Below are 7,141 nucleotides of genomic sequence, written 5' to 3'. Positions count from 1 at the left end.
GTGGCCCATTCTTTGCTCATCGAAGTGGAACTTACTCCTGTGCCACTTTGCGGTCAGGGTTGCGGCATGGCTGTTGATCGAGTCACCCGGTTCGCGCTGCTCTCGGGGGCTCTCGCCTGCGTGATCGTCGGGGGGTCGGTGCCGGTGACCGGGATGCTGGACGGCTATCCGCTGCTGGCCGGGCAGGCCATGCGGTACGTGCTGTCCGGGCTGGTGTTGGTGGCCTGGGCCCGGCTGCGGCGCCGGCCGCTGCCCCGGCCGGCGCCGCGCGATCTGGTCAGCCTGGTCGGCCTGGCCGCGATCGGGGCGCTGGGGTTCAACGCCTGCCTGCTGGTCGCCCAGCGCTATGCCGAGCCCGGGTTCGTGGCGGCCCTGCTGGGCGGCACCCCACTGGTGCTCGCCCTGCTCGCGCCCCTGCTGACCGGCCGCCGCCCGGCCCCGCTGACCCTCGCCGGGGCCGCCGCCGTCGCCGCCGGGATCGTGGTCCTCACCGGCGGCGGTTCCTGGCACGGTCCGGGTCTGCTGCTCGCAGTGCTCACCATGCTGTGTGAGGCCGCGTTCACCCTGTTTGCGATCGGCGTGGTCGCCCGGATCGGCGCCTTCGCCGTGGCCACCTGGTGCTGCCTGCTTGCCGGAGCCCTCGGTTTCGCCGGCGCGGTCGTCCTCGACGGCCGCTGGCAACTCCCCTCACCCCGCGAGACGCTCGCCCTGCTGGTGCTCGCGGTCGTGGTCACCGCGGTCGGTTTCTGCCTCTGGTACCGGTCGGTCTCCGTACTCGGCGCCGACCGGGCCGGCGTCCTGGTCGGCCTGATGCCCGTCTCCGGCCTGCTGGTCTCGGTCACCCTCGGCGCCCAACCCGCCCGCCTCGTCTCCGCCCTGGGCGTCGCCCTCGTCACCGCCGGCTGCATCCTCGGCCTGCACCGCCGCCGCCAGTTGTCCACACCCCCGCCGACTGTCCACAACCAGACCGAAGTCGATCACCCCACCCCCGCGCGCCGATAGACTGGCCGAGGGGCCGCCCCCCGGGACGGGTGGGGGTTGTCTACTGGGGTATGGGTTTCGGCAATAGTCGTGTTTGGTGTCTGGCTTGAGGTGAGTTGGCCTGGATCCGCCTTGTTGGTGGTGTCGGGATGTCCAGGGCGGCAGCGAACTGACGCGCTTACGATTCGGCGGTGGGTTCAGCGCTGACGGTTCGCCCTGCCCGGGTCGAGGACGTCGCGCAGATGGCGCTTGTGAACGTCCGGTGCTGGCAGGAGACCTATCGAGGGCTCATGTCGGATGCAGTCCTCGATGATCCGGGCTTCCTGGCTGCTCGGGAGCGGTTTTGGACTGCCGCGCTGACCGACGAGCGCTATCGCGAGAACCACGTGGCTGTCGCCGAGCGGGATGGCGAGTTGGTCGGGATCGCCATGTCGGGCCCGCCCCTGGACGCCGTGGCGGCGTGGGCGAGGCAGTTGTACGTGCTCTATGTGTATGCGGCCGACCATGGCACGGGTGCTGGGCGGGCGCTGCTGGAGGCGGTCGTCGATCCCGGTGAGTCGGCGGCGTTGTGGGTGGCCGACCTGAACCCTCGCGCACAGGCGTTCTACCGCAAGCACGGCTTCGTTGCCGATGGGGCGGCCCAGGTCGAGGACGGGGTGCGGGAGATCCGCATGGTCCGCGGCATGCAGCACGGTCGGTAGCCGGTCAGCGGTTGCCGTGGGCCATGGTGAGGACGTCCAGGGCTTCGTCGAGTTGGGCGAGGGTGAGTTTGCCGGCGTCCACGTGGCCGCGTTGGAGGACTATCTCGCGGATGGTCTTGCGGTCGCGCAGGGACTGTTTGGCGATCGAGGCGGCCTCTTCGTAGCCGAGGTAGCGATTGAGGGGGGTGACGATCGACGGGGACGACTCGGCGTACTCGCGCAGCCGGTCCGGGTCGGGGGTGGCGCCGGCGATGACCTTGTCGGCCAGCAGGGTGGCCGCGGCGGCCAGGAGGCGTGCCGATTCGAGGATGTTGCGGGCGATGACCGGCAGCATCACGTTGAGCTGGAAGTTGCCCTGGGTGCCGGCGAAGGCCACGGCGGCGTCGTTGCCGATGACCTGGGCGACCACCATCATGGTCGCCTCGGCGATCACCGGGTTGACCTTGCCGGGCATGATCGACGAGCCGGGCTGCAGGTCGGGCAGGGCCAGTTCGGACAGGCCGGTGCGCGGGCCGGAGCCGAGCCAGCGCAGGTCGTTTGCGATCTTGAACAGGGACACCGCGACGGTGCGCAGCTGACCCGAGGCCTCCACCACGCCGTCCTGGGTGGCCTGCGCCTCGAAATGGTCGCGCGCCTCGGTGAGCGGCAGGTCGGTCCGGGCGGCCAACTCATCGGCGACGGCCGCGCCGAACCCGTCCGGTGCGTTCAGGCCGCTACCCACCGCCGTCCCGCCGATCGCGAGTTCACCCAGTCGAGGTAGGCAGCCGGTCAGGCGGTCGACGCCGTACCGCACCTGCGTCGCCCAGGCCTGCGCCTCCTGCCCGAGCGTGATCGGCACCGCGTCCATCAGGTGCGTGCGGCCCGACTTGACCAGCTCCGCCCAGTCGGCCGAGCGCTTCTCCAGGATGTCGGCCAGGTGTTCCAGGGCCGGGAGCACGTCGGACACCAGCGCCTCGATCGCGGCGATGCGGATCGTGGTGGGGAAGGTGTCGTTGGACGACTGCGAGGCGTTCACGTGGTCGTTGGGATGCACGTCCCGGCCGAGCGCCCGGCTGGCCAGGGTGGCGATCACCTCGTTGGCGTTCATGTTCGACGAGGTGCCGGACCCGGTCTGGAACACGTCGATCGGGAAGTGCGCGTCGTGCCGCCCCTCGGCGACCTCCTCGGCCGCCCCGGCGATCGCCTCGACCAGGTCCGGCTCCAGCACGCCGAGCCGGCCGTTGACCCGCGCCGCGGCCGCCTTGAGCAGACCGAGCGCGCGGATCTGGGAGCGCTCCAGGCCGCGCCCGGAGATCGGGAAGTTCTGCACGGCACGCTGGGTCTGCGCCCGCCACAGCGCCTCCACCGGAACCCGGACCTCGCCCATCGTGTCGCGCTCTATCCGATACTCGTCTCCGGCCATACCACTAGTGTGGCGCGGGACACTGTTGTGGGCACAGTGACCTTCTGCACCACCTACGCTTTCCCTAGTTCGCACTCCCTGCCGAGGCGGTACCCATGACGAACGCGACACCGACAGAGGTCGACATCCTGATCGTGGGGGCTGGGCCGACCGGCCTGTTCGCGGCCTACTACGCGGGGTTTCGGGAGCTGTCGGTCGCCATCGTGGACTCGCTGCCGGAACCGGGCGGCCAGGTGACCGCCATGTACCCGGAGAAGATGATCTTCGATGTGGCCGGGTTCCCGGCCGTGCGCGGCCGCGACCTGATCGCCGCGCTGGTCGAGCAGACCGACCAGTGGAAGCCGACCTACCTGCTCGGCCGCCAGGCGCTCACCCTGTCCGAAGTGGACGGACAGTTCGACGTCGGGCTGGACGGCGGCACGGTGATCCGGACCAGCGCGGTGTTGATCACCGCCGGCATGGGCGAGTTCAGCCCGCGCCCGCTGCCCGCCGGGGACGGCTGGCTCGACCGCGGCATGGTGCACTTCGTGCCCGCCCCGGAGACGCACCGCGGCCAGGACGTCGTCGTGGTCGGCGGCGGAGACTCGGCGTTCGACTGGGCGCTGTCGCTGCATCCGATCGCCCGCAGCGTGACGCTGGTGCACCGGCGGGCCAAGTTCCGGGCGTTCGCCGCGACCGTGCGGCAGGTCCAGGAACTGGGCGTGCCGATCATCACCGACGCGCAGGTGGTGGAGCTGCGCGGGGACGCGAACGGTCTGGCCGAGGTGGAGCTGTCGGTCAAGGGTGCGGCCGGAATGGAGACCCGGGTGCTGCCGGCGCAGACCGTGGTCGCCGCCCTGGGCTTCACCGCCGACCTCGGCCCGTTCGAGTCCTGGGGCCTGGACATCTCCCACCGGGCGGTGGCCGTGGACAGCACCATGCGGACCGCGCGCAACCGGATCTACGCCGCCGGCGACATCGCCGCCTACCCGGGCAAGGTCAAGCTGATCGCGACCGGTTTCGGCGAGGCCGCCACGGCGGTGAACAACATCGCCGTGGCCCTCGACCCGGACGCCCACCTGTTCCCGGGCCACTCCAGCGACGTCAGCTGATTGGTGGGCGGAGGTTGTCGTTAGGGGACGACCTGGACGGTGGAGCCGACTCCCAGGGAGTTGTAGTAGGTCTTCGCTGCGGCCAGGGACAGGTGGATGCAGCCGTGTGACTGCACCTTCAGGCTGCCCTGGTGGAAGGCGATGCCGCCGTTGAAGAAGACCGAGTACGGCATGGGCGCGTCGTCGAACAGCGAGCTCTTGTGGTCGATGTCCTTGAACTGCACGCGGAACGTGCCGGCCGGGGTGCGGTACCCGGGCCGGCCGTGCGTGATCGGCGCCGGACCGTAGGTGACCGCCCCGCCCTTGAGTAACCAGGTCTTGTTGGCGGACAGGTCGATGCAGGCGCCGTCGGAGATCGAGCACGGCGTGCCGCCGGCCGGTGCGGGCGCCGGCTTGGGCTTCGGTTTCGGTTTCGGCTTCGTCGTGCTGGTCGCCGGTGGGGGCGGCGGGGCGGGCGGCGGAGTCGTTGTCGTCGTGGTGGTGGTCGTTGTCGTCGTGGTGGTCGTCGTCGTGGTGGTGCTCGACGGCGACTCGGTGGTGGCCGCCGGACCTGCCGCGGGTGCGGCGGTGCCGCACGCGGACAGCGCCGCGGCACCGGTCAGGGTCACACCCACGATCAGTTTCTTGATCCGCATCTGCGCTCCTCGCACGGACCCAACGCTATGGGCACTTCGACAAGGATGACGTTGCGGAACGATCACAGGTTGCCTCAGGGCAGTTATCTCAAGGCAGTCGTCTCAGGGTAGGGGCGGCAGCATGTGCTCGTCCTCATCGGCGGCCTCGGACCGGTCGAAGTCGACCGACGAGTACTCGCGCAGCTTGGTCAGCCGGTGGAACCCGTCGATCATCCGCACCGTTCCGGACTTGGACCGCATCACGATCGACTGCGTCGTGCAGCCGCCGGCCCGGTAGTGCACACCGCGCAGCAGATCGCCGTCGGTGACCCCGGTGGCGCAGAAGAACACGTTGTCGCCGCGCACCAGGTCGTCGGTCTCCAGCACCCGGCCCAGGTCGTGCCCGGCATCGATCGCCTTCTGCCGCTCGGCGTCGTCCTTCGGCCACAACCGGGCCTGGATCGCGCCGCCCATGCACTTCAGCGCACACGCGGCGATGATCCCCTCGGGCGTGCCGCCGATCCCGATCAGCAGATCCACGCCGGTGTTGGGCCGCGCCGCGGAGATCGCGCCGGCCACGTCGCCGTCGCTGATGAAGTGGATCCGCGCACCGGCCTCGCGCACCTCGTGCACCAGGTCCTCGTGCCGCGGCCGGTCCAGAATGCACACGTTCACGTCGGACACGTCGCTGTGCTTGGCCTTGGCCACCCGGCGGATGTTCTCGTGCACCGGCGCGGTGATGTCGATGACGTCGGCGGCCTCCGGACCGACGGCCAGCTTCTCCATGTAGAACACCGCGGACGGGTCGAACATCGCGCCCCGCTCGGCCACCGCCAGCACCGCGATGGCGTTGGGCATTCCCTTGGCCATCAACGTGGTCCCGTCGATCGGGTCGACCGCGACGTCACAGTCCGGACCGTTGCCGTCGCCGACCTCCTCGCCGTTGTAGAGCATCGGCGCGTGGTCCTTCTCGCCCTCGCCGATCACCACGACGCCGCGCATCGACACCGTGCCGATCAGCTTGCGCATGGCATCCACCGCCGCGCCGTCGCCGCCGTTCTTGTCCCCGCGGCCGACCCAGCGGCCGGCGGCCATCGCCGCGGCCTCGGTCACCCGAACCAACTCCAGGGCGAGGTTGCGGTCCGGCGGCTCGCGGCGCCGCCCGTTCTTGGTCGTGCCGATTTCGCTCGGTGTGGTCATCGTGCCTCCCAGCCGATGGGTGGACGGGGCCGGTTATCGATCCTCCCAGATCAGCGGCGCCCGCGATAACCAAGCGTTACCGAGACCACGATTCTCGTGTCCTGAGACGATAGGGGCGTGGTGCACACCCCGCCTGAATCGCAACAGGAACCGATCCCGCCCCGGGCCCGGACCAACGCCCGGGACATGGTCGGCGCGCTGGCCGTCCTGCTGGTGATCATCGCGGTGCTGGTGGGGTTCGGCCGGGGCTGCTCGTTCAACCCGGGCGGTCCGTCGATCGACCCCGACGCGGCGCCGACCGTGGACGCCGCGCGGGAGTTGTCGGCTGCGGCGGACTCGGTGGACTTCCCGATCCGGCGGCCGGAGCTACCGGCCGGCTGGCGGGCCAACTCCTCGTCGACCAGCGCGGTCGGGGCCGGCGCCAGCGTCGTGGTGCGGGTCGGGTGGCTGACCTCGGGCGGCCGGTTCGCGCAGCTCAGCCAGTCCGGCGGGGAGCCGGCCGACGTCGTCGCGGTGGAGACCGACGTCCCGAACCCGCGGGCCACCGGCGAGGTGGAGGTGGACGGCGTGCGCTGGACGACCTATCCGGGCCGGCGGGCCGAGCAGGTCTGGGTCGCCCGGCTGGACGGGGTCACCACACTGATCACCGGCACGGCCGGCGCCGAGGAGTTCCGCCAGCTTGCCCGCGCGACGCAGACCGCGCGCCCGCTCTGAGGTGCGGGGTTACTCCGGGGTGTCCCGCTCCACGGCGGCCAGCGCGGTCTCGATCCGCTCCCGGGCGCCGGCCAGGTGCTGTTCGCAGATCCGGGCCAGCGTCTCGCCACGCTCCCAGAGGGCCAGCGAGTCCTCCAGGGACAGCCCGCCGGCCTCCAGCTTGGCGACGACGGCGGCCAACTCGTCCCGGGCCTGCTCGTAGTCGAGCTCGGTCTCACTCATACCGTCTCCTCGCAGGCTCGCCCCGGGGTTGGTTCGCTCGCACGCGCGCGCTCACCGGGTCGGGCTCTCCAACTTGCCGTGCGCCTGCAGCAGCGCGGTGGCGATCGCCTGGTCGTAGCCGACGAACGCCTCGGCGAACTCCTCGCCGTCGCGCTCGGCGACCGCCTCCTCGATCCGGCGCTGCGCGAGGCCCACCCGGTAACGGTGCTGCGAGCC

The 7,141-nt window shown here is 70.9% G+C and carries 8 protein-coding genes; 4 read left to right on the top strand and 4 right to left on the bottom strand.

All coding sequences use genetic code 11. The annotated features are described in order from the left end of the window. The first annotated feature begins 66 nt into the window (after window positions 1–66). Complete coding sequence (locus VFO68_RS12810) at window positions 67–1,002, top strand: DMT family transporter (RefSeq protein ID WP_325158466.1); 936 nt, start codon at window positions 67–69, stop codon at window positions 1,000–1,002. A 170-nt stretch (window positions 1,003–1,172) separates the two neighbouring features. Further along, a complete protein-coding gene (locus VFO68_RS12805; RefSeq protein WP_325158465.1) occupies window positions 1,173–1,682 on the top strand; it encodes a GNAT family N-acetyltransferase in 510 nt (169 codons plus the stop codon). A gap of 4 nt (window positions 1,683–1,686) precedes the next feature. Here the strand turns inward: VFO68_RS12805 and VFO68_RS12800 are convergent, their stop codons facing one another. After that, the gene (locus VFO68_RS12800; protein ID WP_325158464.1) at window positions 1,687–3,084 is read right to left on the bottom strand and encodes a class II fumarate hydratase; all 1,398 of its coding nucleotides are present in this window, start codon (window positions 3,082–3,084) and stop codon (window positions 1,687–1,689) included. A gap of 95 nt (window positions 3,085–3,179) precedes the next feature. On the opposite strand from VFO68_RS12800, the gene VFO68_RS12795 reads away from it, so the two are divergent. Continuing rightward, entirely contained in the window at window positions 3,180–4,175 is a 996-nt protein-coding gene (locus VFO68_RS12795; protein WP_325158463.1) for an NAD(P)/FAD-dependent oxidoreductase, read from the top strand. A gap of 20 nt (window positions 4,176–4,195) precedes the next feature. Here the strand turns inward: VFO68_RS12795 and VFO68_RS12790 are convergent, their stop codons facing one another. Continuing rightward, window positions 4,196–4,810, bottom strand: coding sequence for a L,D-transpeptidase (locus VFO68_RS12790; protein ID WP_325158462.1), 615 nt, complete (start codon window positions 4,808–4,810; stop codon window positions 4,196–4,198). Window positions 4,811–4,912: 102 nt separating this feature from the next. After that, window positions 4,913–5,989 carry a class II fructose-bisphosphatase gene (gene glpX / locus VFO68_RS12785; RefSeq protein WP_325158461.1) on the bottom strand — a complete coding sequence of 359 codons (1,077 nt, stop codon included), beginning with the start codon at window positions 5,987–5,989 and terminating at the stop codon, window positions 4,913–4,915. 117 nt (window positions 5,990–6,106) lie between these two features. Between glpX and VFO68_RS12780 the strand changes: the two genes are divergently transcribed. After that, the gene (locus tag VFO68_RS12780; protein ID WP_325158460.1) at window positions 6,107–6,703 is read left to right on the top strand and encodes a DUF4245 domain-containing protein; all 597 of its coding nucleotides are present in this window, start codon (window positions 6,107–6,109) and stop codon (window positions 6,701–6,703) included. A 9-nt stretch (window positions 6,704–6,712) separates the two neighbouring features. On the opposite strand, the gene VFO68_RS12775 is transcribed toward VFO68_RS12780, so the two are convergent. Then, window positions 6,713–6,925, bottom strand: a complete 213-nt coding sequence (locus VFO68_RS12775) for an exodeoxyribonuclease VII small subunit (RefSeq protein ID WP_325158459.1) — start codon at window positions 6,923–6,925, stop codon at window positions 6,713–6,715. Window positions 6,926–7,141 lie beyond the last annotated feature (216 nt).

This window comes from Actinophytocola sp. (assembly GCF_035712165.1).
GTDB lineage: Bacteria > Actinomycetota > Actinomycetes > Mycobacteriales > Pseudonocardiaceae > DASYTH01.
This window is presented reverse-complemented; position numbering and strand designations above follow the sequence as displayed.